The organism is Streptomyces sp. NPDC046939 (assembly GCF_040644575.1).
In the GTDB taxonomy this organism is placed as follows: domain Bacteria; phylum Actinomycetota; class Actinomycetes; order Streptomycetales; family Streptomycetaceae; genus Streptomyces.
Genome location: NZ_JBEYWV010000018.1, coordinates 157,415 through 180,964, shown reverse-complemented (window position 1 = coordinate 180,964; position 23,550 = coordinate 157,415). Strand labels below are relative to the sequence as shown.

The 23,550-nt window shown below is 72.1% G+C and carries 18 protein-coding genes and 1 pseudogene; 11 read left to right on the top strand and 8 right to left on the bottom strand.

What is annotated here, in order from left to right:
• Positions 1 to 97: 97 nt before the first annotated feature.
• On the bottom strand, positions 98 to 1,573 hold the full coding sequence (locus ABZ877_RS21125) for a M1 family metallopeptidase (RefSeq protein WP_361073403.1): 1,476 nt from the start codon (positions 1,571 to 1,573) through the stop codon (positions 98 to 100).
• A gap of 200 nt (positions 1,574 to 1,773) precedes the next feature.
• Here ABZ877_RS21125 and ABZ877_RS21120 point away from each other — a divergent pair, with 200 nt between their 5' ends.
• The 4 genes from ABZ877_RS21120 (at position 1,774) to ABZ877_RS21105 (ending at position 8,516) form a co-directional block, all read left to right on the top strand.
• Entirely contained in the window at positions 1,774 to 3,741 is a 1,968-nt protein-coding gene (locus ABZ877_RS21120; RefSeq protein ID WP_361073400.1) for a Xaa-Pro dipeptidyl-peptidase, read from the top strand.
• Between the two features lie 3 nt (positions 3,742 to 3,744).
• Positions 3,745 to 5,028, top strand: a complete 1,284-nt coding sequence (locus tag ABZ877_RS21115) for a M14 family metallocarboxypeptidase (protein WP_361073397.1) — start codon at positions 3,745 to 3,747, stop codon at positions 5,026 to 5,028.
• 137 nt (positions 5,029 to 5,165) lie between these two features.
• Positions 5,166 to 6,785, top strand: a complete 1,620-nt coding sequence (locus tag ABZ877_RS21110; protein WP_361073455.1) for a BCCT family transporter — start codon at positions 5,166 to 5,168, stop codon at positions 6,783 to 6,785.
• A 93-nt stretch (positions 6,786 to 6,878) separates the two neighbouring features.
• Positions 6,879 to 8,516, top strand: coding sequence for an ABC-F family ATP-binding cassette domain-containing protein (locus ABZ877_RS21105; RefSeq protein ID WP_361073394.1), 1,638 nt, complete (start codon positions 6,879 to 6,881; stop codon positions 8,514 to 8,516).
• Positions 8,517 to 8,587: 71 nt separating this feature from the next.
• Here the strand turns inward: ABZ877_RS21105 and ABZ877_RS21100 are convergent, their stop codons facing one another.
• On the bottom strand, positions 8,588 to 10,942 hold the full coding sequence (locus tag ABZ877_RS21100) for a Tex family protein (RefSeq protein WP_361073392.1): 2,355 nt from the start codon (positions 10,940 to 10,942) through the stop codon (positions 8,588 to 8,590).
• A 102-nt stretch (positions 10,943 to 11,044) separates the two neighbouring features.
• A complete protein-coding gene (locus ABZ877_RS21095) occupies positions 11,045 to 11,920 on the bottom strand; it encodes a hypothetical protein (protein ID WP_361073389.1) in 876 nt (291 codons plus the stop codon).
• A 116-nt stretch (positions 11,921 to 12,036) separates the two neighbouring features.
• On the opposite strand from ABZ877_RS21095, the gene ABZ877_RS21090 reads away from it, so the two are divergent.
• Both ABZ877_RS21090 and ABZ877_RS21085 read left to right on the top strand, forming a co-directional pair.
• Positions 12,037 to 13,002, top strand: a complete 966-nt coding sequence (locus ABZ877_RS21090) for a GlxA family transcriptional regulator (RefSeq protein WP_361073386.1) — start codon at positions 12,037 to 12,039, stop codon at positions 13,000 to 13,002.
• A 22-nt stretch (positions 13,003 to 13,024) separates the two neighbouring features.
• Complete coding sequence (locus ABZ877_RS21085; RefSeq protein WP_361073383.1) at positions 13,025 to 13,660, top strand: DJ-1/PfpI family protein; 636 nt, start codon at positions 13,025 to 13,027, stop codon at positions 13,658 to 13,660.
• Here ABZ877_RS21085 and ABZ877_RS21080 read toward each other — a convergent pair.
• Positions 13,647 to 14,438 carry an enoyl-CoA hydratase-related protein gene (locus ABZ877_RS21080; protein WP_361073380.1) on the bottom strand — a complete coding sequence of 264 codons (792 nt, stop codon included), beginning with the start codon at positions 14,436 to 14,438 and terminating at the stop codon, positions 13,647 to 13,649. The genes ABZ877_RS21085 and ABZ877_RS21080 overlap by 14 nt on opposite strands.
• A gap of 209 nt (positions 14,439 to 14,647) precedes the next feature.
• Between ABZ877_RS21080 and ABZ877_RS21075 the strand changes: the two genes are divergently transcribed.
• Complete coding sequence (locus ABZ877_RS21075) at positions 14,648 to 15,193, top strand: ATP-binding protein (protein ID WP_361073377.1); 546 nt, start codon at positions 14,648 to 14,650, stop codon at positions 15,191 to 15,193.
• Between the two features lie 3 nt (positions 15,194 to 15,196).
• On the opposite strand, the gene idi is transcribed toward ABZ877_RS21075, so the two are convergent.
• From idi to galE, 4 genes and pseudogenes are all read right to left on the bottom strand, one after another.
• Complete coding sequence (gene idi / locus ABZ877_RS21070) at positions 15,197 to 15,790, bottom strand: isopentenyl-diphosphate Delta-isomerase (protein ID WP_361073375.1); 594 nt, start codon at positions 15,788 to 15,790, stop codon at positions 15,197 to 15,199.
• Positions 15,791 to 15,894: 104 nt separating this feature from the next.
• Positions 15,895 to 16,650, bottom strand: a pseudogene (locus tag ABZ877_RS21065) (class I SAM-dependent methyltransferase); the annotation flags it as partial.
• 182 nt (positions 16,651 to 16,832) lie between these two features.
• The gene (locus ABZ877_RS21060; RefSeq protein WP_361073372.1) at positions 16,833 to 17,768 is read right to left on the bottom strand and encodes a cation diffusion facilitator family transporter; all 936 of its coding nucleotides are present in this window, start codon (positions 17,766 to 17,768) and stop codon (positions 16,833 to 16,835) included.
• Positions 17,769 to 17,959: 191 nt separating this feature from the next.
• Positions 17,960 to 18,952 (bottom strand): UDP-glucose 4-epimerase GalE, encoded by a 993-nt coding sequence (gene galE / locus ABZ877_RS21055; protein ID WP_361073369.1) that lies wholly within the window; start codon positions 18,950 to 18,952, stop codon positions 17,960 to 17,962.
• Positions 18,953 to 19,210: 258 nt separating this feature from the next.
• On the opposite strand from galE, the gene ABZ877_RS21050 reads away from it, so the two are divergent.
• From ABZ877_RS21050 to ABZ877_RS21035, 4 genes are read left to right on the top strand one after another with little or no spacing between them, the layout of a single operon-like run.
• Complete coding sequence (locus ABZ877_RS21050; RefSeq protein ID WP_361073452.1) at positions 19,211 to 20,983, top strand: DUF5941 domain-containing protein; 1,773 nt, start codon at positions 19,211 to 19,213, stop codon at positions 20,981 to 20,983.
• Entirely contained in the window at positions 20,980 to 21,732 is a 753-nt protein-coding gene (locus ABZ877_RS21045) for a phosphocholine cytidylyltransferase family protein (RefSeq protein ID WP_361073366.1), read from the top strand. Before ABZ877_RS21050 ends, ABZ877_RS21045 begins: the two co-directional genes overlap by 4 nt.
• Positions 21,720 to 22,787 (top strand): iron-containing alcohol dehydrogenase family protein, encoded by a 1,068-nt coding sequence (locus ABZ877_RS21040; RefSeq protein WP_361073363.1) that lies wholly within the window; start codon positions 21,720 to 21,722, stop codon positions 22,785 to 22,787. The genes ABZ877_RS21045 and ABZ877_RS21040 overlap by 13 nt, the downstream gene beginning before the upstream one ends.
• Positions 22,765 to 23,544: a CDP-alcohol phosphatidyltransferase family protein gene (locus ABZ877_RS21035; RefSeq protein ID WP_361073360.1), complete on the top strand. Its 780-nt coding sequence runs from the start codon at positions 22,765 to 22,767 to the stop codon at positions 23,542 to 23,544. Before ABZ877_RS21040 ends, ABZ877_RS21035 begins: the two co-directional genes overlap by 23 nt.
• The last annotated feature ends 6 nt before the right edge of the window (positions 23,545 to 23,550 follow it).

Genomic DNA, 23,550 nt, shown 5'->3' with positions numbered 1-23,550 from the left:
GAGACCCGCGCCCGAAGGCCAGGGAGAATGGCGCACGCAGTGCGCATTCTGGGGGCGCGGGGAACTGCGCGACCAGCCCCCGCGCACCCGCGGTCGCTCAGTGCTCCGCATGCACCCCGTTCGTGGCGGCGATCTTCTTCCAGGACTTGGGCTGCGAAGGCGCGGACAAGGCCCCCAGCGCCCCCGCCGAAGGCTTCACCGGCTGGTACAACCACGTGTCGAACAGCGGAGCGAGCCGCTTGCCGGAGACCTTCTCCGCGTACCCCACGAAGTCGGAGACGCTCGCGTTGCCGTACGCGTGCGCCGTCGGCCAGCCCTTGAGGATCTGGAAGAACTTCTTCTCGCCGACCGCGTTGCGCAGCGCCTGTATCGCGACGGCCCCCCGGTCGTACACAGCGGACGCGAACTGGTTGTCGGCCCCCGGGTCACCCGGCTTGACCTGCCAGAACGGGTCGTCCGCCGGGTGCTGCGCGTACACGTAGTCCGCGAGCTCCTGGGCCGTGCCCTCGCCCTCCTTCTCGGACCAGAGCCACTGGCTGTAGCGGGCGAAGCCCTCGTTGATCCAGATGTCCTTCCAGCCGTCGACGGAGACGCTGTCGCCGTACCACTGGTGGGCCAGCTCATGGACGACGACGGACACGTTCGACCCGTTGGCGAACTGCTTCGGCGAGTAGAAGGGCCGCGTCTGCGTCTCAAGGGCGAAGGACGAGGGCACGTTGGGGACGTAGCCGCCGAGCGCCTCGAAGGGGTACTTGCCGAAGACCGTCTCCAGCCACTCGGCGACCTCGGTGGTCCGCTCGACGCTGGCCTTGGCGGCGCCCTCGTTCGCGCCGAGGTCCTTGCTGTAGGCGTTGATGACGGGCAGACCGTCGGCCGTCTTGTCGGTCGTGATGTCGAACTTGCCGACCGCGAGCGTGGCGAGGTACGTGGCCTGCGGCTTGCTGGAGCGCCAGTTGTACCGGGTCCAGCCGAGCTTCGAGCTCTGTGACTGGAGCGTGCCGTTGGAGATGGCCTGGGTGCCGTCCGGCACGGCGACCGACACGTCGTACGTGGCCTTGTCGCGCGGGTGGTCGTTGGACGGGAACCACCAGGCGGCCGCCTCCGGCTCGTTGGCGGCGACGCCGCCGTCCGGGGTGCGCTGCCAGGAGGTGAAGCCCCACAGCTTCACCTCGGAGGGCTTGCCCGCGTACTTCACGACGACCGTGAAGGGGGTGCCCTTGGGCAGCCCGGCCGCGGGGGTCACCTCCAGTTCCTGCACGCCCGTCCTGGTGAACTTCGCCGCTTTGCCGTTGACCCGGACCTCGCTCGCGGTGAGCCCGAAGTCGAGGTCGAAGCGGGAGAGGTCCTGCGTGGAGGAGGCGAGGATCGTCGCCGTGCCCTCCAGGAGGTCCGTTTTCGGCTGGTACTTGAGGCGCAGGTCGTAGTGGGAGACGTCGTAGCCGCCGTTGCCGTACGTCGGGTAATAGGGGTCGCCGATGCCCGCGGCGCCCGGCGTGAAGTCGGCGGCCGATGCCGGGATCGCCAGCATGAGGGAGGCCGCGAGCGCGCCGGGGGCGATGAGTCTGCGGTACACGAAAGCTCCAAGTCGTCGGGGCGGGCCGAGTGTTGATCTCGGCCGCGAGCCTATTCAGCACCGGCCGTCCCGGTCATGTCCATGGCCCCCGCTGTCACACGATCGCCATTCGGCCGACATGTGCCTCCGTGTCCCACACGCCTGTCATCCGTGCGTGCGGCCCTCTGTTGCGCACGGGTCGACCCGTGTACCTTCCCGCCATGCCGATACCCGCCAGACGCACCCGCCAGCTCTGGAGAACGTACGCAGCCGCGGCCGTCGCCGCCCTGTTCGCCGTTCTCGTCCTCCCCGGCACCGCCCAGGCCGCGCCCGCTCCCCGCACGTCGCAGCCGGTCTATTCGTACGAGAACGCGATCCGCGAGTCCGTCTGGGTCGACACCCGCGTCGACGGCGACGACGACGGGAGGAGCGACCGGGTCGCCGTCGACATCGTCCGCCCGCGCGAGACCGCCGCGCAGGGGCGCAAGATCCCGGTGATCATGGACGCCAGCCCGTACTACTCCTGCTGCGGACGCGGCAACGAGTCGCAGCTCAAGACGTACGACGCGCAGGGCAACGTCGTCCAGATGCCGCTCTACTACGACAACTACTTCGTGCCCCGCGGCTACGCCTTCGTCGCCGTCGACCTGGCCGGCACCAACCGCTCCGACGGCTGCGTCGACGTCGGCGGACGCTCCGACGTGCAGTCCGCCAAGGCCGTCGTCGACTGGCTGAACGGCCGCGCCAAGGGCTACACGAGCAGGACCGGCGGCGAACGCGCCCAGGCGTCGTGGACCAACGGACGTACCGGCATGATCGGCAAGAGCTACGACGGCACCATCGCCAACGGCGTCGCCGCCACCGGCGTGAAGGGCCTGGAGACGATCGTCCCGATCAGCGCGATCTCCTCCTGGTACGACTACTACTTCCAGCAGGGCGCCCCGCTCTACGACTCGGGCCCCGAGTGGCTGTCCGACTACGTCGAGAGCCCCGAGGCGCGCGCCCGCTGCGCCGCCGTGCAGCAGCGACTCGTCGACGAGGCGCCCCGCAGCGGCGACTGGACGAAGCTGTGGGAGGAGCGCGACTACGTCAAGGACGCGCACAAGGTGCGGGCCAGCGTCTTCGTCGTCCACGGCATGCAGGACCTCAACGTCCGCGCCAAGCACTTCGGCCAGTGGTGGGACGCGCTCGCGAAGAACGGTGTCGAGCGCAAGATCTGGCTGTCGCAGACCGGCCACGTCGACCCGTTCGACTTCCGCCGCGACGCCTGGGTCTCCACGCTGCACCGCTGGTTCGACCACGAACTCCTCGGCTACGACAACGGCATCGACCGCGAGCCCATGGCCGACATCGAGCGCGCCCCGGACAAGTGGAGCACCGACAAGGTCTGGCCCGCGCGCGGGGCCACCACGACCGCCCTGCGCCCGGCCAGGGGCAGCGCGCCCGGCGTCGGCGCCCTCGGCCTCACGGCAGGACGCGGCACCGAGACGTTCACCGACGACCCGGCGCTGAGCGAGACCGACTGGGCCGCGCGGATCGACACCTCCACGCCGGAGAAGGCCGGGTTCATCAGCCGCCCGCTCGGCAAGGACCTGCGTCTGTCCGGCTCCTCGAAGGTGACCGTCACCGCGACGCCGACCACCACCAGCGCGCACCTGAGCGCCGTCCTCGTCGACCTCGGCCCGGCCACGATCCGCGACTACGCGGGCGCGGGTGAGGGCATCACGACGCTCACCGACCGCAGTTGCTGGGGCGCGAGCACCACCGGGGACAGCTCCTGCTTCAAGAACACGCGCGCCGCCACGACCGACGTCGACTCGACCGTCTTCAGCCGTGGCTGGGCCGACCTCGGCACCTACGCCGACCCTGACAAGGGCCGCCCGCTGACCCCCGGCAAGAAGTACACGATCACGCTCCAGCTCGCCGCGAGCGACCACATCGTGCCGAAGGGCCACCGGCTCGCGCTGATCGTCGCCGGAACCGACAAGGACCTCATCGACCCCCCGTCGACCAAGCCGACGCTCACCGTCGACCTGGCGCGCACCGTGGCCCGTGTCCCCGTCGTCGGCGGCGCCAAGGCGTTCGCGGCGGCCACCGCGCCCGGGGCGCACCGCGCCGCCCCGCACGCGACCGGCGCCGAGGGCCTCAGCCCGTTCCGGCAGGACCGCCCCGTCCCGGGAGGGCGGTGACCGATGACGTCCCACAAGCGCACCCTGGGCCTGACCACCGCCGTGGCGGCGCTCGCCGCGCCGCTCGTGGCCTCGGCCCCCGCGCAGGCCACCGGCACGCCGCCGCGCACCGGCTTCGAGCAGACGCACGGGGCCCGCTGGACCAGCCAGCCCGAGGAGCAGCGCCTGCTCGCCGCCGTCGACAAGGCGTCCGCCAGGGTCTCCGTCGAACGCATCGGCACGACGAAGCAGGGCAGGCCCCTGCAACTCGTCCGCGTCGGCGCCCGGAACGCCGCCACCACCGTGCTGCTGATCTGCAGCCAGCACGGCAACGAACCGTCGGGCCGCGAGGCGTGCCTGACCCAGATCCGCGACTGGGCGTACGCCAAGGACAAGGCGACCCGGCGCTTCCTGGCCCGCACGACGCTCCTGGTCGTGCCCACCGCCAACCCCGACGGGCGCGCCGCCGACACCCGAGGCAACTCCGACGGCGTCGACATCAACCGCGACCACATCGCCCTGCGCACGGCGGAGGGCCGGGCGATGGCGGCCGTCATCCGCGACCACGAGCCCGACGTCATCTACGACCTGCACGAGTACGGGGCCACCCCCGAGTACTACGACAAGGACCTCTTCGACCTCTGGCCGCGCAACCTGAACACCGACCCCCGGGTCCACGACGAGGCCGAGACGCTCTCCCAGGACTACGTCCGGCCCGCCGCCCACGCCGCCGGGCACTCCACGGGCACGTACGGCATCTGGACCGACCCGGTCACCGGAGAACCGGTCAAGCAGACCGCGGGCGACGGACAGGAGCGCATCCTGCGCAACATGTCCGGCATCAAGCACGCGCTCGGCCTGCTCATCGAGAGCCGCGTCGACCCGGGCACACCCGCCGAGGAGGCCGACGAGCCGCTGAACAACCGGCGCCGCCGGGACTCGCAACTCGCGGCGCTGAAGGGTCTCTTCCGCTTCTCCGGTGAGCGCGCCGGACACATCGACGCGGTGACGGACGCGGCCCGCCTCGCCGGGTTCCGCGACACCGGACCCGTCTACGTGGGCGGCGCCGACAACGACCCGGCCGAACCCGCCGAGACCATCCAGGACCCGCCCTGCGGCTACCGGCTCACGAAGGGCCAGTACGCCGAGTACAAGGACGAGTTGGCCCTGCACGGCATCACCGTACGGCCCACGGGCGACGGGGCCTATGTGCCGCTGCGCCAGTCACAGCGGGCCCTCGCCGCGCTGTTCCTCGACGCGCGGGCGCCGTACCACGTGACGGAGGGGACGCCCGACACCAACTGCTGAGCACGTGATGAACCGGTGGGGGACGCGTCCGGTGTGGTAGGTCCTGAAGGGTGTCAACTCCGCAGAAACCACCCACCGACGCGTCCGCCCCCGGCAAGGACGCGACAGGCGGCCGGAGCCCCGCGACCGACCGGATCGTGTTCGGCGTCACCGCCGTGCTCACCCTGGCCTTCGTGATCTGGGGCTCCGTCGCCACCGACAACCTGGAGTCCGTCTCCAGCAGCGCGCTAGAGGGCCTGATCCACAACGGCGGCTGGGCGTTCATGCTCGCCGCCAGCGGCTTCGTCGTCTTCGCACTGTGGCTGGCCATGAGCCGCTACGGGAGGATCACGCTGGGCAAGGAGGGCGAGGAGCCGGAGTTCCGCACCGTCTCCTGGGTCGCCATGATGTTCAGCGCCGGCATGGGCATCGGCCTCATGTTCTACGGCGTGAGCGAGCCGCTCGCGCACTTCACGACGCCGCCGCCCGGCACCGACCCGGCGGACTCCGCCGACGCCATGGAGACGGCCATGGCGACCACCCTGTTCCACTGGACGCTGCACCCCTGGGCGATCTACGCGGTCGTCGGACTCGCCATCGCCTACAGCACGTTCCGGCGGCGCAGACGGCAGACGATCTCCTCCGTCTTCGTGCCGCTCATCGGCGAGAAGCACGCGCACGGGGCGTGGGGCCGGGTCATCGACATCATCGCGATCTTCGCCACGCTCTTCGGCTCGGCGGCCTCGCTCGGGCTCGGCGCGCTCCAGATCGGCTCCGGCTTCGAGGAGCTGGACTGGATGGACAAGGCGGGCACGGGCCTGCTCGTCTCCATCATCGCGGTGCTCACCGTGGCGTTCGTGGCGTCCGCCGTCTCCGGGGTGGAGAAGGGCATCCAGTGGCTGTCGAACATCAACATGGTGCTCGCGCTCGTCCTGGCGGTCTTCGTCTTCGTCGCGGGCCCCACGATCATCGTCCTCGACCTCCTCCCCACCTCGATCGGCGCCTACCTCGGCGACCTGCCCCAGCTCATCGGCCGCACCGAGGCGTCCAGCGGCAAGGGCGTCGCCGACTGGCTCGGCAGCTGGACCGTCTTCTACTGGGCCTGGTGGATCTCCTGGACGCCCTTCGTCGGCATGTTCATCGCGCGCATCAGCCGGGGCCGCACCATCCGCCAGTTCGTCGGCGGCGTCATCCTCGTGCCCTCCACCGTCAGCCTGCTCTGGTTCGCGATCTTCGGCGGTACGGCGATGAAGATGAAGGAGCACGGGCAGCTCAGCGGCGCCACGACGCAGGAGGCGCAACTCTTCGGCCTCCTGAACGAGTTCCCCGTCGCCACGGCCACCAGCCTCCTGGTGATGATCCTGGTCGGCATCTTCTTCGTCTCCGGCGCCGACGCCGCCTCCATCGTCATGGGCACGCTCTCCCAGAGGGGCGCGCTGGAACCGGGCCGGTTCGTCGTCGTCTTCTGGGGCGTCGTGACCGGTGCGGTCGCCGCCGTCATGCTCCTCATCGGCGACGGCTCCGGCAACGCGCTGACCGGCTTGCAGAACCTCACCATCCTCGTCGCCGCGCCCTTCACCCTCGTGATGATCGGCATGTGCGTCGCCCTCATGCGCGACCTGCGCCGCGACCCCCTCATCGTCCGCGGCGACATGGGCCTCGAAGTGGTCGAGGCGGCCGTCGTCGCGGGCCACGAGAAATACGGCGGCGACTTCGAGATCACGATCGGCCCGGGCGAGGGCCCGGAGACGGAGGGCGACCCGATCGGCAGGCATTGAGCCGTGCGGGGCGGTACGTGGTGAACGCACGGGCCTGCTCGAACGGCCCGGTCCCGTCCCGCCCTGTGCCGCACGATTAGGATCACAGCCCTGATGACTGCCACCCTCGTAGCCAAGAACCTCGCCGCCGGGCACGGCGACCGCGCCCTGTTCGCCGGGCTCGATCTCGTCGTCGCGCCCGGTGACGTGATCGGGCTCGTCGGTGCCAACGGCGCCGGCAAGTCCACGCTTCTGCGGATCCTCGCCGGGCTCGCCGCCCCCGAGGAGGGCGAGCTGCGCCTGTCCCCGCCGACCGCGACCGTCGGCCACCTGCCGCAGGAACCGGAGCGCAGGCCGGGCGAGACCGTCCGGCAGTTCCTCGCCCGCCGCACCGGCGTCGACGAGGCCCAGCGCGCCATGGACGAGGCGACCCAGGCCCTGGTGGAGGAGGCCCCGGGCGCCGACGACGCCTACGCCACGAGCCTGGAGCGCTGGCTGAACCTCGGCGGCGCCGACCTCGACGAACGCGCCGAGGAGGTCGCCGAACAGCTCGGCCTGACCGTCGGCCTCGACCAGCCGATGACCTCCCTCTCCGGCGGCCAGGCGGCCCGCGCGGGCCTCGCCTCCCTCCTCCTGTCCCGCTACGACGTCTTCCTCCTGGACGAGCCGACCAACGACCTCGACCTCGCGGGCCTGGAGCGCCTGGAGACGTTCGTACGCGGCCTGCGCGCGGGCACCGTCGTCGTCAGCCACGACCGCGAGTTCCTCACCCGCACCGTCACCAAGGTCCTGGAGCTCGACCTCGCCCAGCAGCAGATCAACCTCTACGGCGGCGGCTACGACGCCTACCTGGAGGAGCGCGACGTCGCGCGGCGCCACGCGCGCGAGGAGTTCGAGGAGTACGCCGACAAGCGCTCCGCGCTCGAAGGCCGCGCCCAGATGCAGCGCTCCTGGATGGACAAGGGCGTCAAGAACGCGCGCCGCAAGGCGACCGACAACGACAAGATCGGCCGCAAGTTCCGCAGCGAGGCCAGCGAGAAGCAGGCCGCGAAGGCCCGCCAGACCCAGCGCATGATCGAACGCCTCGACGTCGTGGAGGAGCCCCGCAAGGAGTGGGAGCTGCGCATGGAGATCGCGGCGGCCCCGCGCTCGGGGTCGGTCGTCGCCTCGCTCAGGGACGCGGAACTGCGCCGGGGCGACTTCCACTTCGGCCCGGTGACGCTCCAGGTCGACTGGGCCGACCGCATCGCGATCACCGGCGTGAACGGCTCGGGCAAGTCGACGCTGCTCGGCGCCCTCCTCGGCCGCATCCCGCTCGACGCGGGCCACGCGACGCTCGGCTCCGGTGTCGTCGTCGGCGAGGTCGACCAGGCGCGCGCCCTGTTCCACGGCCAGGAGTCGCTGCTCGACGCGTTCTGCGCGGCCGTCCCCGAGACGGAACCGGCCGAGGTCCGCACCCTGCTCGCCAAGTTCGGCCTGAAGGCGGACCACGTCTTGCGCCCCGCCGCGACCCTCTCACCCGGCGAACGCACCCGCGCCGCCCTCGCCCTCCTCCAGGGCAAGGGCGTCAACCTCCTCGTCCTGGACGAGCCCACGAACCACCTCGACCTGCCCGCCATCGAGCAGTTGGAGTCGGCCCTGGACTCGTACAAGGGCACGCTGCTCCTGGTGACCCACGACCGCAGAATGCTGAACGCGGTGCACACGACAAGGCGCATCGAAATGAACGCCGGGAGGGTGACAACCCCCTAGGGGCGCGGGGAACTGCGCGACCAGCCACGAACCGGCGCGCGGTTCCCCCCTCACCTCGACCGCGACGGCGCCTAGGCCAGCCCCGCCTTGCGCAGAGCATCCAACATCGCCGAGTTGGCAGGCGCCGGAGCCGACCGCTTGCCCCCACCCTGACCGCCGGAGGCACCCCGGTTCTGCCGGGACTTCTGCTGAGGCGGCCGCTGCCGACCGCCTCGCTCACCCCGCTCCGCGCCGGAGGCCTTCTCGTCGTCCAGACGCAGCGTCAGCGAAATCCGCTTGCGCGCCACGTCGACGTCGAGCACCTTCACCTTCACGATGTCCCCGGGCTTCACGACATCGCGCGGATCCTTCACGAACGTACGGGACAGGGCGGACACGTGGGCGAGCCCGTCCTGGTGGACGCCGATGTCGATGAACGCCCCGAACGCGGCGACGTTCGTCACGACGCCCTCCAGGATCATCCCCGGCTCCAGGTCGCCGATCTTCTCGACGCCCTCCTTGAAGGTGGCCGTCTTGAAGGCGGGCCGCGGGTCGCGCCCCGGCTTCTCCAGCTCCCGCAGGATGTCCGTCACGGTCGGCAGGCCGAACGTGTCGTCCACATAGTCCGCCGGCTTCAGCGAGCGCAGCGTCCCCGTGTCGCCGATCAGCGAACCGACCTGGCCGCCCGTCGACTTCGCCATGCGCCGCACCAGCGGGTACGCCTCGGGGTGCACGGCGGAGGCGTCCAGCGGGTCGTCGCCGCCGCGGATGCGCAGGAAGCCCGCGCACTGCTCGTACGCCTTCGGGCCGAGCCGGGGCACGTCCTTGAGGCCCTTGCGGCTGGAGAACGGACCGTTGGCGTCGCGGTGCGCCACGATGTTCTCGGCGAGCCCGGAGCCGATGCCGGAGACGCGGGCGAGCAGCGGCGCCGAGGCGGTGTTGACGTCCACGCCGACGCCGTTCACACAGTCCTCGACCACGGCGTCCAGGGAGCGGGAGAGCTTCACCTCGCTCAGGTCGTGCTGGTACTGGCCGACGCCGATGGACTTCGGGTCGATCTTCACCAGCTCGGCGAGCGGGTCCTGGAGGCGCCGGGCGATGGAGACGGCGCCGCGCAGCGACACGTCCATGTCGGGCAGTTCCTGCGAGGCGAAGGCCGACGCGGAGTACACCGAGGCGCCGGCCTCGGAGACCATGACCTTGGTGAGGTTCAGCTCGGGGTGCTTGGCGATGAGTTCACCGGCGAGCTTGTCGGTCTCGCGGGACGCCGTGCCGTTGCCGATCGCGATCAGTTCGACCGCGTGCTCCTTGGCGAGCCGCGCGAGCTTGGCGATCGCCTCGTCCCAGCGGTTGGCGGGGACGTGCGGGTGGATGACGTCGGTGGCCACGACCTTGCCGGTCGCGTCGACGACGGCGACCTTCACGCCCGTACGGAAGCCGGGGTCGAGGCCCAGCGTCGCGCGCGTGCCCGCGGGGGCGGCGAGCAGCAGGTCGCGCAGGTTCGCCGCGAAGACCTTGACGGCCTCGTCCTCGGCGGCCGTCCGCAGCCGCAGGCGCAGGTCGATGCCGAGGTGCACGAGGATGCGGGTGCGCCAGGCCCAGCGGACGGTGTCCGCGAGCCACTTGTCGGCGGGGCGCCCCTGGTTCCGGATGCCGAACCGGTCGGCGATGATCGGCTCGTACGAGGAAGGGCCGCTGTCCTCGACGGGCTCCTCGGGCTCCAGGACGAGTTCGAGCACGTCCTCCTTCTCGCCGCGCAGCATCGCGAGGACGCGGTGCGAGGGCAGCTCGGTGAAGGGCTCGGCGAAGTCGAAGTAGTCGGCGAACTTGGCGCCCGCCTCCTCCTTGCCGGGCTTCACCCTCGCGGCGAGGCGCCCGCGCGTCCACATGCGCTCGCGCAGTTCGCCGATGAGGTCGGCGTCCTCGGAGAACCGCTCGGTGAGGATGGCGCGGGCCCCGTCGAGCGCGGCCTGCGGGTCGGCGACGCCCTTGTCGGGGTCGACGAACGCCGCCGCGGCGGCGAGGGGCTCCACCGACGGGTCCTGGAACAGGCCGTCCGCCAGCGGCTCAAGACCGGCCTCGCGCGCGATCTGCGCCTTCGTCCGCCGCTTCGGCTTGAAGGGCAGGTAGATGTCCTCCAGGCGCGCCTTAGTGTCGGCGGCGCGGATCCGCGCCTCCAACTCCTCGGTGAGCTTGCCCTGCTCGCGCACGGACTCCAGGATCGACGCGCGCCGCTCCTCCAGCTCGCGCAGGTACCGCAGGCGCTCCTCCAGGGTGCGCAGCTGGGCGTCGTCGAGGGACTCCGTCGCCTCCTTGCGGTAGCGGGCGATGAAGGGCACCGTCGAGCCGCCGTCGAGGAGTTCGACGGCGGCCTTCACCTGCCGCTCCCGTACGCCGAGTTCCTCGGCAATCCTGCCTTCGATGGACCCAACAGTGGGTGTCGCCACGATCCCGTACCGCCTATGTCGACTGAGGTTGCGCGGCAATTGTGGCAGGTGGCGCCGACAACGGGGGATCAAGGGCGAGCCCGGCGCGCTCCGGGTCGTCCCTCAGGCGGTCTTGCCGATCAGGTCGGCCGGGAACGCGCCGTTGCCGAGCGCCGCGCCGGCGAAGACCGTGGCCAGCTCGGTCAGGCGCGCCACGCCCTCGTCGCCGAGGTGCTCATACGGGGCCCGGTCGAGGGCGTCGGTGCGGGCCTCGACGGCCTTGCGCAGCTCGGTGCCCTCCTCGGTGAGCGTCAGTTCCTCGTCCCCGGTGAGCAGCCCTCGCGCGCGCAGCCGCTCGGCGCCTTGCGCGAACTCGTCCCGGGTCCAGCCGCGCGTGGCGAGAATCCACTTGGGCGCCATGCCCTTGCCGGTCGCGACATGGCTGACCAGCGCCTCCACCGGGTCGAGTTCGGCGGCCAGGAGCGCGGCGAGGTGGCCGTCGCCGCGGTGCTCGCGCAGCAGCGTCGTCGCGTGCCAGTACGCGAGGTGCGGCTCCTCGGGGACGGGCAGGTCGGCGTGGGCGGCGTACAGCGGGCGGGCGTGTCGTGTGCAGCCCTCGGCGGCGCGCAGGGCGAGGCGGGCGGCCTCGGCCATCTCGGGGGAGTCGAGCGCCTCCTCGCCGAGCAGGCGGCGCAGGGTGGAGTCGACGGCACGCGCGCGTGCGGCGAGGACCGTCTCGGGGGACGCGACCTGCCAGACGGCGGGCACGTGCCGGGCGACGAGCTCGTACTTGAAGTTGTAGAAGGTGGAGGTGACCGTTCCGGCGCCGACGGCGCCCATGGCGGCGGAGCGGGCCGCGAAGTAGGCGGCGTTGCGGTCCTCGATGCCCACCTTGGCCAGCTCGGTGCCCAGGTCGGGCGAGAAGTAGAGCGTCGAGTGCAGCGGGTTGAGGACGTTGTGGCAGCGACGTGCGGCGCGCAGGCGCGGGTCAGGGCTCATGCCCGCATGTTACTGACCGGTTGGTACGTGGTGGGAGTGGGCGGAGCCGCCGATGGCAGGAAAGGAGGGGGATTCGTCGTTGTGGCCACGCGCGCGTGCGCCGAAGAATGGTCCGCATGCCGCCCCGCACCGTGCTCGTCCTCCTCCACGACGGCGTCCAGAGCCTCGACGTCACCGGCCCCGTCGAGGTCTTCACGGGCGCCACCCTCGCCGTCGCCCCCGACTCCGCCGGGTACCGCGTCCGCACGGCCTCCGTCGACGGCGCCCCCGTCCGGACGTCCAGCGGGCTCACCCTCGTCCCCGACCACGCCCTCGCCGACGCCCCGGCCCCGCACACCGTGCTCGTCCCCGGCGGCGAGGGCACGCGGCGGCCCCAGCCACGGCTGACCGACTGGCTGCGGGCGCACGCGCCGCGCGCCGAGCGGATCGTCTCGGTGTGCACGGGCGCGCTCCTCCTCGCGCGCGCCGGCCTCCTGGACGGCCGCAGGGTGACTACGCACTGGGCCTACTGCGACCTCCTCGCCCGCGACCACCCCGAGGTCCACGTCGACCCGGACCCCATCTACGTACGCGACGGGCGCGTGGCCACCTCGGCGGGCGTCACGGCGGGCATCGACCTCGCCCTGGCGCTCGTCGAGGAGGACCACGGCCGGGACGTGGCGCTGACCATCGCCCGCCACCTGGTGGTCTTCCTGCGCAGGCCCGGCAACCAGGCCCAGTTCAGCGCCCAGCTCGCCGCCCAGACCGCCCGGCGCGAACCGCTGCGCGACGTGCAGCGGTGGATCGCCGAGCACCCCGCCGACGACCTGTCCGTCGAGGCGATGGCGGCCCGCGCCCGCCTCTCCCCGCGCCACTTCGCCCGCGCCTTCCGCGCCGAGACGGGCCTCACGCCCGGTACGTACGTCGAACGCGTCCGCGTCGAACACGCCCGGCGCCTCCTGGAGGACACCGCCGACGGCGTCGAGGAGGTCTCCCGCGCCAGCGGCTACCGCACGCCCGAGGCGATGCGCCGCGCCTTCCTGAGGACCCTGGGCACGCCGCCGGCGGAGTACCGCCGCCGCTTCCACGCGCCCGCCCACTGAACACCCACCGAAAGGGAACACCGTGCAGATCGCCGTAGTCCTGTTCGACCGGTTCACCGCGCTCGACGCCGTCGGGCCCTACGAGACGCTCGGCCGTCTCCCGGGCGCGGAGCTGGTCTTCGTCGCCGAGGAGACCGGGCCCGTCCGCAGCGACACGGGTACGCTCGCGCTCACCGCGGACAAGACGCTCGCCGAGGTCCCGCACCCCGACATCGTCGTCGTCCCCGGAGGCCCCGGGCAGAGCGACCAGATGGAGAACGAGACGCTCCTCGGCTGGCTGCGCGCCGCCGACGCCACCAGCACCTGGACGACCTCGGTGTGCACCGGCTCCCTCCTGCTCGCCGCGGCCGGGCTGCTGGAGGGGCGGCGCGCCACCTCGCACTGGCTGGCGCTCGACGTGCTGGCGCGGTTCGGCGCGCGGCCGACGGGGGAGCGCGTCGTCGTCGAGGGCAAGTACGTCACCGCCGCCGGGGTCTCCTCCGGCATCGACATGGGCCTGACCCTGCTCGGCAGGATCGCCGGGGACGAGCACGCGCAGGCCGTGCAGCTCCTGACCGAGTACGACCCGCAGCCGCCCTACGACGCGGGCTCGCCGCAGAAGGCGCCCGCGCACCTCGTCGAGGAGTTCCGCACGAAGAGCCGCTTCATCCTGTCGTGACGGAGGGGACGGACGTGCCGGAGGGGACGGCCGTCGGCGGCACCGTCCACCCGAAGCGCGGCGCCCTGCGCTCCAGGAACGCGGCGACGCCCTCCGCGGTGTCGTCGCTGTCGCGTGCCTGTGCGGCCCAGTACGCGTCCCGGTCGGTGCGCCCGGCCGCGAACTCCTTGGCCGCCGCCTGGGTGAGCTGCGAGCGCTCCGCGAGCACGCGCGTGAACAGGGCGACGCGCTCGTCCAGTGCGGCGGCGGGCAGCACCTCGTCGACCAGGCCGGTGCGCAGCGCCCGCTCCGTGCCGATCAACTCGCCGGAGAAGAGCAGGTACTTGGCGGTCGCCGGGCCGACGAGCGCGGCCAGGCGGCGGGTCGAGGAGGCCGGGTAGACGATCCCGAGCTTCGCCGGGGTCACCCCGAACCGGGCGTCCTCGGCGGCGAACCGCAGATCGCACGCGGCGGCCAACTGGCAGCCGCCGCCCACGCAGTAGCCGCGGATCACGGCCAGTGTCGGCTTGGGGAACGCGGCGAGGGCCTCCTCCGCCGCACCCGCCAGATGCTGCGCCGCGCCCGCGCCCGAGGCCAGCGTGGAGATGTCCGCCCCGGCGCAGAACGTGTCGCCCGCGCCGGTCAGGACCAGGACGCGGACGGCCGGGTCGTCCGCGTAAGCGGTGAGGAGCGGCGGCAGGGCCGCCCACATCTCGTCGGTCATCGCGTTCCGCTTCGCGGGGTGGGTGATGACGACGGTGGCGACCCCGTCGGTGACGCCGTGCGTGAGCTGAGCCATGGGCCGGATGCTATCCGCAGGCCGCGCCGGGCGAACACGCACCGTGAACCTCGTACAACAAGCTGAAGAAGTCCTCAAAAGTCGAACTACAAGGACAAGATCAGTCGCTCAACCGACCAGGCGGTACGTCGTCAGCCAAATTTCGTCGATAATCGCCCAGTTATGGTCAGTTCTCCGGTCCGGTCCTGTCCGATGCCAACACTCGAAGCGTGGTGACAATCGAGCGCAGAGGCGGCGACAGGACGATGAGTGACGACGGGTCGGGGGCCCGCGCACTCCCGCACGACCATGGCGGAGCACCTCCCGGCCACGCGGCGCACACGCCGCTGCCCTACGAGGGGGTCTGGCGGTTCACGGCCCAGGCGGTGGACGCCTCGGTGCCCCAGGCCCGCCGGGCGGTACGGGAACTGCTCGCGCGGCAGGGCGTGCCCGCGGGCGACGACCTGGTGCACGGGCTGCTCGTCATCGTCTCCGAGCTCGTCACCAATGCGGTGAAGCACGCGGCCCTGCTCTCGCCCATGCTGGCGGTGGAGGTCGCCGTCGGCGCGGAGTGGGTCCGGGTCTCCGTGGAGGACGACCACCCCTACCGGCCGACGGCGCTGGAGGCCACCAGCGGCCAGACCGGCGGCCGCGGGCTGCTGCTCGTACGGGAGATCACGGCGGAGGCGGGCGGCGTCTGCGACGTCGAGCACACCGCGAGCGGGGGCAAGGTCATCTGGGCCGCCCTGCCCCTCAAGCCCGCCGCGCCCCGCTGAGGGTCACCAGCCCGCCGACGGCCCCGTCAGCTCGCGCACGGCGGGGCGCGCCGCGTCCAGGACGGTCATGAACCACGCCGAGAACGGGTCGGCGGCGTGCCGCGCGGCCAGCTCCTCGGCGGTCACGAACGCCGTCGCCCCGACCTCCTCCGCGTCGGGGTTGAGCGGCGCCTGCACCATCCCGACGAACAGGTGGTTGAACTCCTGCTCGACCAGGCCCGACTCGGGGTCCGGGTGGTTGTAGCGCACCGTGCCGGCCTCCGCCATCAGCGACGGCGAGACGCCCAGCTCCTCGAAGGTGCGCCGGGCGGCCGCCGCGAACGGGGCCTCACCCGGGTACGGGTGCCCGCAGCAGGTGTTCGACCAGACGCCGGGGGAGTGGTACTTGCCGAGCGCCCGCTGCTGGAGCAGCAGCCGCCCCCGCTCGTCGAAGAGGAACACGGAGAACGCTCTGTGCAACTGACCGGGAGGCTGATGCGCCGTGAGCTTCTCGGCGGTGCCGATCGTCCTGCCGTCCTCGTCGACGAGTTCCAGCAAGATCTCTTCTCCGGTGCCGTTCGACGAGCTCTTCGCCGCGGTGGCAGGTGTGATCGGCATACGCATCCTTCGCTTCGGTCCTCGGGTTCCAAGTCTGCCGTACGCGGCGGGCGGTCCCCGACTCAGCCACGTCCCGCATGTCCCGCCCGGCAGCGGCCGGACACGGGCCGCAGCACATAGCCCGTGTATCCGTACTCGGCGCCGTGCTCGCGGCGCATGGCCAGCTCCGCGCGCGTGGCGGCGAGCGCCTCGGCCATCCCGGGCCGCGCCGGATCGGCGGCGTCGGCGCGCTCGGCCAGCGGCCCGTAGTACTCGTCCCAGTCGGACTCGGGCTGGCGATACGTCCCGAGCACGGTGTATCCGGCGTCGGCGCACGCCCGCAGATTGCCCTCGGTGGTGCGGAGGGCGTAATGCGCCTCCCAGAAGGCGCGGGCCTGCGGGGAGGGGTCGTCCGTCGTCCACTCGCACTCGGTGAGCACGAGCGTGCCGCCGGGCGCGAGCAGCCGCCTCCAGCGGGCGAGCGCGGTGTCGAAGCCGATGCCGTACGCGGAGCTCTCGGCCCAGATGAGGTCGTACGAGCCATCCTTCAGGGGGAGTTCGCCCATGTCCGCGTTGACGGCGGTGACGCGGTCGGCGAGCCCCCGCGCGCGTGCCGCCGCCCGCAGCTCGTCGAGGAACGGCTCGTGCAGGTCGACGGCCGTCACCGTGGCACCGGTCTCGGCGGCGAGCAGGAGCGCGGAGCGCCCTGGTCCGCAGCCCAGGTCGAGGACGCGCGGCCGCGCGGGCAGTTCGCCTGCGAGGGAGAGCAGGTGCCGGGTGGTGGCGTCGGAGCCGGGGCCCTGCCGGGGGAGCCCGTGGTGCAGGGCGAAGAAGGAGTCGCGGATCGCGGACTCACGTAGGACGTCGCTGTCGTCGGTCACGGCAGAAAACCTTTGGGTGAAGGGTCCTCGCTCAGCCTTGCTCAGCCTCGGTCGGCGTCGCTCAGGGGAGGACCGGAGAGTGGGGGACGCACCTGTCGCTGCGCACGGCAGCGCTCACCGCGACGACAGTCATCTACCCACCTCCTCAAAGATCGTCGGCCACGCTAGCACGCTGCGTGACGTCAGTGGCAGAGTTTCGCCTCGTGCTCCGCGTGCCCGCTGGGCTCCAGCTGGAAGGTGCAGTGCTCGACGTCGAAGTGGTCGCCGAGGCAGCCCTGCAGCTCGTGCAGCATCTTCTCGTTGCCGATCGTGTTGAGCACGTCCTGGCTGACGACCACGTGCGCGGAGAGCACCGGCATGCCCGAGGTGATCGTCCACGCGTGCAGGTCGTGGACGTCCTCGACGCCGGGCAGCGCCAGGACGTGGCGGCGCACCTGTGCCATGTCGACGCCCTTCGGGGCCGCTTCGAGCAGCACGTGCACCGTCTCGCGCAGCAGCTTCACCGTCCGGGGGACGATCATGAGGCCGATGACGAGGGACGCGATCGGGTCGGCGGCCTGCCAGCCGGTGGTCAGGATGAGCACGGCCGAGACCAGCACGGCGAGCGAGCCGAGCGCGTCGGCCGCCACCTCCAGGAAGGCGCCGCGCACGTTCAGGCTCTCCTGCTGGCCCTTGACGAGCAGGGACAACGAGATCATGTTCGCGACCAGGCCGATGAGGCCGTACACGACGGTGAGGCCGCCCGACGTCTCGGCCGGCTCGATGAACCGCCCGATCGCCTCGTACAGGACGTAACCGCCGACGCCGAGCAGGAGCAGGCAGTTGGCGAGCGCGGCGAGGATCTCGGCGCGCGCATAGCCGAAGGTCGCCTGTTCGCTGGCCGGGCGGTTGGCGACGTGGATGGCGAGCAGTGCCATCGCGAGGCCGAGCGCGTCCGTCGCCATGTGCGCGGCGTCGGCGATCAGGGCGAGCGAGTCGGCCAGGAGACCGCCGACGATCTCCACCACCATCACGGTCAGTGTGATCGACAGCGCGACGCGCAGCCTGCCCCGGTGGGCGGCCGCGGCCGTGCCGGTCGTCGGCCCGTGGCTGTGCCCGTGGTCGTGTCCGGCCCCCATGGAAACCGCCCTCCGTCTCGGTGCGCCCCCGCCGTCCCGGTCCCGGGGCGGCGATCACAGTGAACTACGGGGAGGGGGTATCCGCAAACACTGCAGTGAACACCGTTGTCATTGGCCCCAGCACCGCTCCGACCTGCGCAAACGCCTCACTTGATGCAGGGGGCACCTACGCGGGCCGGGCGGACGGGGCGTCACGCGCGGGACGCCTCCGGGTGGCGCAGGCACCAGCCGGCCCAGGCCGACTCGACCATCTCGCGCACCGAGCGCGTCGCCGTCCAGCCCAGCTCCTTCTCGGCCAGCGCCGAGGAGCCGACCGCGCGCGGCGCGTCCCCCGGGCGGCGCGGCTCGACGAGCGCGGGCGTGCGGTCCCCGGTGACGTCCGCGATCACGTCGATCAGCTCCCGCACCGAGACGCCCCGGCCCGTGCCGATGTTCAGGGTCAGGTCGCCGCCCGCGTCCGGCCGCGCCAGCCTGCGGGCCGCCGCCAGGTGCGCCTCGGCGAGGTCGGCGACGTGGATGTAGTCGCGTACGCACGTCCCGTCCGGCGTCGGGTAGTCGTCGCCGAAGATCCGCGGGGCCTCGCCTCGGGTGAGCCGGTCGAAGACCATCGGGATCACGTTGTAGACGCCGATGTCGGCGAGGTGCGGCTCGCTCGCGCCCGCCACGTTGAAGTAGCGCAGGCAGACCGTCGCCATCCCGTGTGCGTGCCCGGCCGCCCGCACCAGCCACTCGCCCGCGAGCTTCGTCTCGCCGTACGGGTTGACGGGCGCGCACGGCGTCGACTCGGTGATGAGCTCGGTGACCGGGATGTCCGGGTTGCCGTAGACGGCGGCGGACGAGGAGAAGACGAAGCGGCGCACGCCCGACTCCGCGACGGCCTCCAGGAGCGTGGCGAGCCCGCCCACGTTGTCCCGGTAGTACGGCTCGGGCTTCTCCACCGATTCGCCGACCTGCTTGTGCGCGGCGAGGTGCACGACGCCGCTCACCTCGTGCTCGGCGCAGACCCGGCGGACCAGGTCGCCGTCCAGGGCCGAGCCCCGTACCAGCGGGATCCGCGCGGGCAGCCGGTCGGGCACCCCCGACGTCACGTTGTCCAGGACGACGACGCGCTCCCCGGCGGCCGTCATGGCCCGCGCCACATGTGCCCCGATGTATCCGGCTCCGCCGGTGATCAGCCATGTCATGACGCACCACCCTAAGCCGGGCGCGGCCCGGGGCGGGTTTGTGGCACGGGCCCTTGATCGTCAATGATGCACGGGCGGCCTGGACGGAGCAGTCCGCGTGGGACAGCGGCCGATCGGGGCGTGAACGGGCGGTGAACGCCCGCTCGCCCTCATCCGATAGCCTCTGCCGACATGCCGCCCGGCCACCCTGGGGCCTCGGGCGCCTTCATCGTGCATGAGCCCGGCGCGCTCGCGTCGGCACCCAAGGAGTGAGTTCGTCTGTCGACCGCCATTGTCACCGGTCAGCCGGTTCCCGGGTCGTCCCTGGAGGGCGATCTGCGGGCACTCGGCTTCGACGTTCGACTCGCCCCGGACGCGGCCGACGCCGAAGCGGCGCTCGCCGGTGTCCCCGGCGACCAGCGGGTCGCGGTCGTCGACGCGGGGTTCGTGGGCCACGTCCACGCCCTGCGCCTCGGCCTCACCGACCCCCGCTTCACCGCGTCCGCGATCCCCGGCGCCGTCACCGCCAAGCCCGAGGCCCGCCAGGCGCTCCAGCGCGCGGCCGAGGACACCGGGATCGCGCCCGACGCCCTGGCCAAGGGCCTGGAGGCGGCCGGCACCGACGTGCACCGCCCCGAGCTCGGCGAACTCGTCGCCGCCGTCCCCGCCGACCCGCAGGCCCGCAACGAGGCGCGGCAGGCCGTCGCCGCCGTCGACGACGAGGCGATCCGGCTGCGTACGGCGGTCAAGGCGCGGGACGGCTTTTTCACCACGTACTGCATCAGCCCCTACTCCCGCTACATCGCGCGCTGGTGCGCCCGGCGCGGCCTGACCCCGAACCAGGTCACCACCGCCTCGCTGCTCGTCGCCCTGATCGCGGCGGGCTGCGCGGCGACCGGCACCCGGCCCGGCTTCGTCGCCGCCGGTGTGCTGCTGCTCCTCTCCTTCGTCCTGGACTGCACCGACGGGCAGCTCGCCCGCTACTCGTTGCAGTACTCGACGCTCGGCGCCTGGCTCGACGCGACCTTCGACCGCGCCAAGGAGTACGCGTACTACGCGGGCCTCGCGCTCGGCGCGGCGAACGCCACGGGGGATGACGTCTGGGCCCTCGCCCTCGGCGCGATGGTCCTCCAGACCTGCCGCCACGTCGTCGACTTCTCCTTCAACGAGGCGAACCACGACGCGACCGCCAACACCAGCCCCACCGCCGCGCTCTCCGACAAGCTCGACAGCGTCGGGTGGACGGTCTGGGTGCGCCGGATGATAGTCCTGCCGATCGGCGAACGCTGGGCGCTGATCGCGGTCCTCACAGCGGTGACCACCCCCCGCATCACCTTCGTCGTCCTGCTCATCGGCTGCGCCCTCGCCGCCTGCTACACCACCGCCGGACGCGTCCTGCGCTCGCTGACCCGCAAGGCGAAGCGGACCCCGCGCGCCGCCCAGGCCCTCGCCGACCTCGCCGACACCGGCCTCCTCGACGGCGCCACCATCCGCAAGCTGCGGGGCGGCGGCTACGCGGCCCCGCTGCTCGCCGCGATCGCCGCCGTTCTCCTCGTCACCGACGTGGCCGCCTCCGACTACGGGAACTGGGCCTACTTCGGCGCGGCCTGCCCCTACGCGCTCCTGTCCTCCCTCGCCGTCTCCGGGCCCCTCACCGGCCCCCTGGACTGGCTGGTCCCGCCGATCTTCCGGGCCGCCGAGTACGGCACGGTCCTGCTCATCGCCGCCAAGGCGGACGTGCAGGGGGCCCTTCCCGCGGCATTCGGGCTGGTCGCGGCGGTCGCCTACCATCACTACGACACGGTGTACCGCATCCGCGGCGGCACGGGAGCGCCCCCGCGATGGCTGACGCAGGCCATCGGCGGGCACGACGGCAGGACCCTCCTGGTCACCTTGCTGGCCGCGCTGCTCACACCGACCGATTTCACGCTCGCGCTCACGGTTCTCGCCGTGGTCGTGGCACTCGTGGTGCTCGCCGAGAGCATCCGCTTCTGGGTCGCGTCCGCCCGGCGTGGCGCGCCCGCCGTACACGATGAAGGAGAACCCGCATGATCGGCCTCGTCCTGGCCGCCGGCGCCGGCAGCCGGCTCCGCCCCTACACCGAGACGCTCCCCAAGGCGCTCGTGCCCGTCGCGGGCGAGGGAACCGAGAACGAGCTCTCCGTCCTCGACCTCACCCTCAAGAACTTCGCCGAGATCGGCCTGGAGGAAGTCGGCATCATCGTCGGCTACCGCAAGGAGGTCGTCGCCGAGCGCAAGGCCGCCCTCGAGGAGAAGTACGGCCTGAAGCTGACGCTCATCGAGAACGACATCGCCGAGAAGTGGAACAACGCCTACTCGCTGTGGTGCGGCCGTGACGCCATCAAGCACTCGGTGATCCTCGCCAACGGCGACACCGTGCACCCCGTCTCCGTCGAGAAGACGCTGCTCGCCGCCCGCGGCGACGGCAAGAAGATCATCCTCGCCCTCGACACGGTCAAGAACCTCGGCGAGGAGGAGATGAAGGTCGTCGTCGACCCCGACAAGGGCGTCCAGCGCATCACCAAGCTGATGGACCCGGCCGAGGCGACCGGCGAGTACATCGGTGTCACCCTCATCGAGGGCGAGGCCGCCGACGAGCTGGCCGACGCCCTCAAGGCCACCTACGAGCGCGACCCGCAGCTCTACTACGAGGACGGCTACCAGGAGCTCGTCAACCGCGGCTTCAAGGTCGACGTCGCCCCCATCGGCGACGTCAAGTGGGTCGAGATCGACAACCACGACGACCTCGCCAAGGCCCGGGAGATCGCGTGCCAGTACTGACGAGGCTGATTCCCTCGCCGGTCGTCGTCGACATCCGGCCGGGGGCGATCGACGACCTGGCCGGGGTCCTCGCCGACCAGAGGATCTCGTCGTCCACGGGGCGCCTGGCCATCGCGATCAGCGGTGGCTCGGGCGCCGCCCTGCGCGCCCGCCTGGAGCCCTCGCTGCCCCGCGCCGACTGGTTCGAGGTCGGCGGCGGCACCCTCGACGACGCCGTGCAGCTCGCCGACGACGTCAAGAAGGCGGGCCGCTACGACGCCATCGTCGGCCTCGGCGGCGGCAAGATCATCGACTGCGGGAAGTTCGCCGCCGCGCGCGTGGGCCTGCCGCTGGTCGCCGTCGCGACGAACCTGTCGCACGACGGCCTCTGCTCGCCCGTGGCGACCCTCGACAACGACGCGGGCCGCGGCTCGTACGGCGTGCCGAACCCCATCGCGGTCGTCATCGACCTCGACGTCATCCGGGAGGCGCCCGTCCGTTTCGTGCGCTCCGGCATCGGCGACGCCGTCTCCAACATCTCCGCGATCCGGGACTGGGAGCTCGCGGCGCGCGAGCGCGGCGAGGACATCGACGGGCTCGCCGCCGCCATGGCCCGCCAGGCCGGCGAGGCCGTCCTGCGCCACCCCGGCGGCGTCGGCGACGACGGCTTCCTCCAGGTCCTCGCCGAGGGGCTCGTCCTGACCGGCATCGCCATGTCGATCTCCGGCGACTCGCGGCCCGCCTCCGGCGCCTGCCACGAGATCAACCACGCCTTCGACCTCCTCCACCCCAAGCGCGCCGCCAGCCACGGCGAGCAGTGCGGCCTGGGCGCGGCCTTCGCGATGCACCTGCGCGGCGCCCGCGAGGAGTCCCTGCACATGGCCTCCGTGCTGCGCCGCCACGGCCTTCCCGTGCTGCCCGAGGAGATCGGCTTCAGCGTGGAGGAGTTCGTCAAGGTCGTGGAGTTCGCTCCGCAGACCCGGCCCGGCCGCTACACGATCCTCGAACACCTGAACCTCTCCACCGACCAGATCAGGGACGCATACGCCGACTATGCACAAGCCATCGGTAGCTGAGCTCCGCCCGGTCGTTCACCCCGCGGGCGTGAAGGACCGACGCAGCGGCGAGCACTGGGGCGGACGGCTCTACATGCGCGAGATCTCGCTGCGCATAGACCGCCACCTGGTGAACACCAAGGTCACGCCCAACCAGTTGACCTACCTGATGACCGTCTGCGGCGTCCTCGCCGCCCCCGCCCTGCTCCTGCCGGGCGTCTGGGGCGCGGTCCTCGGCGTCGTCGCGGTCCAGCTGTACCTGCTGCTCGACTGCGTCGACGGCGAGATCGCCCGCTGGCGCAAGCAGTACTCCCTCGCGGGCGTCTGGATGGACCGCGTCGGCGCCTACCTGACCGACGCCGCCGTCCTGGTCGGCTTCGGGCTGCGCGCCGCCGACCTGTTCGGCACGGGCCGGATCGACTGGCTGTGGGCGTTCCTCGGCACGCTCGCCGCCCTCGGCGCCATCCTGATCAAGGCCGAGACCGACCTCGTCGCCGTGGCCCGCGCGCAGAGCGGCCGGGAGCAGGTCAAGGAGTCGGCCTCCGAGATCCGCACCTCGGGCATGGCGCTCGCCCGCAGGGCGGCGTCCGCGCTCAAGTTCCACCGCCTGATCCTCGGCATCGAGGCGAGCCTGCTGATCCTGGTCCTCGCGATCGTCGACCAGATCCGGGGCGACCTGTTCTTCACCCGCCTCGGCGTGGCCGTCCTCGCGGGCATCGCGCTGCTCCAGACCCTGCTGCACCTCGTGTCCATCCTCGCGTCGAGCAGGCTGAAGTGAGCACCC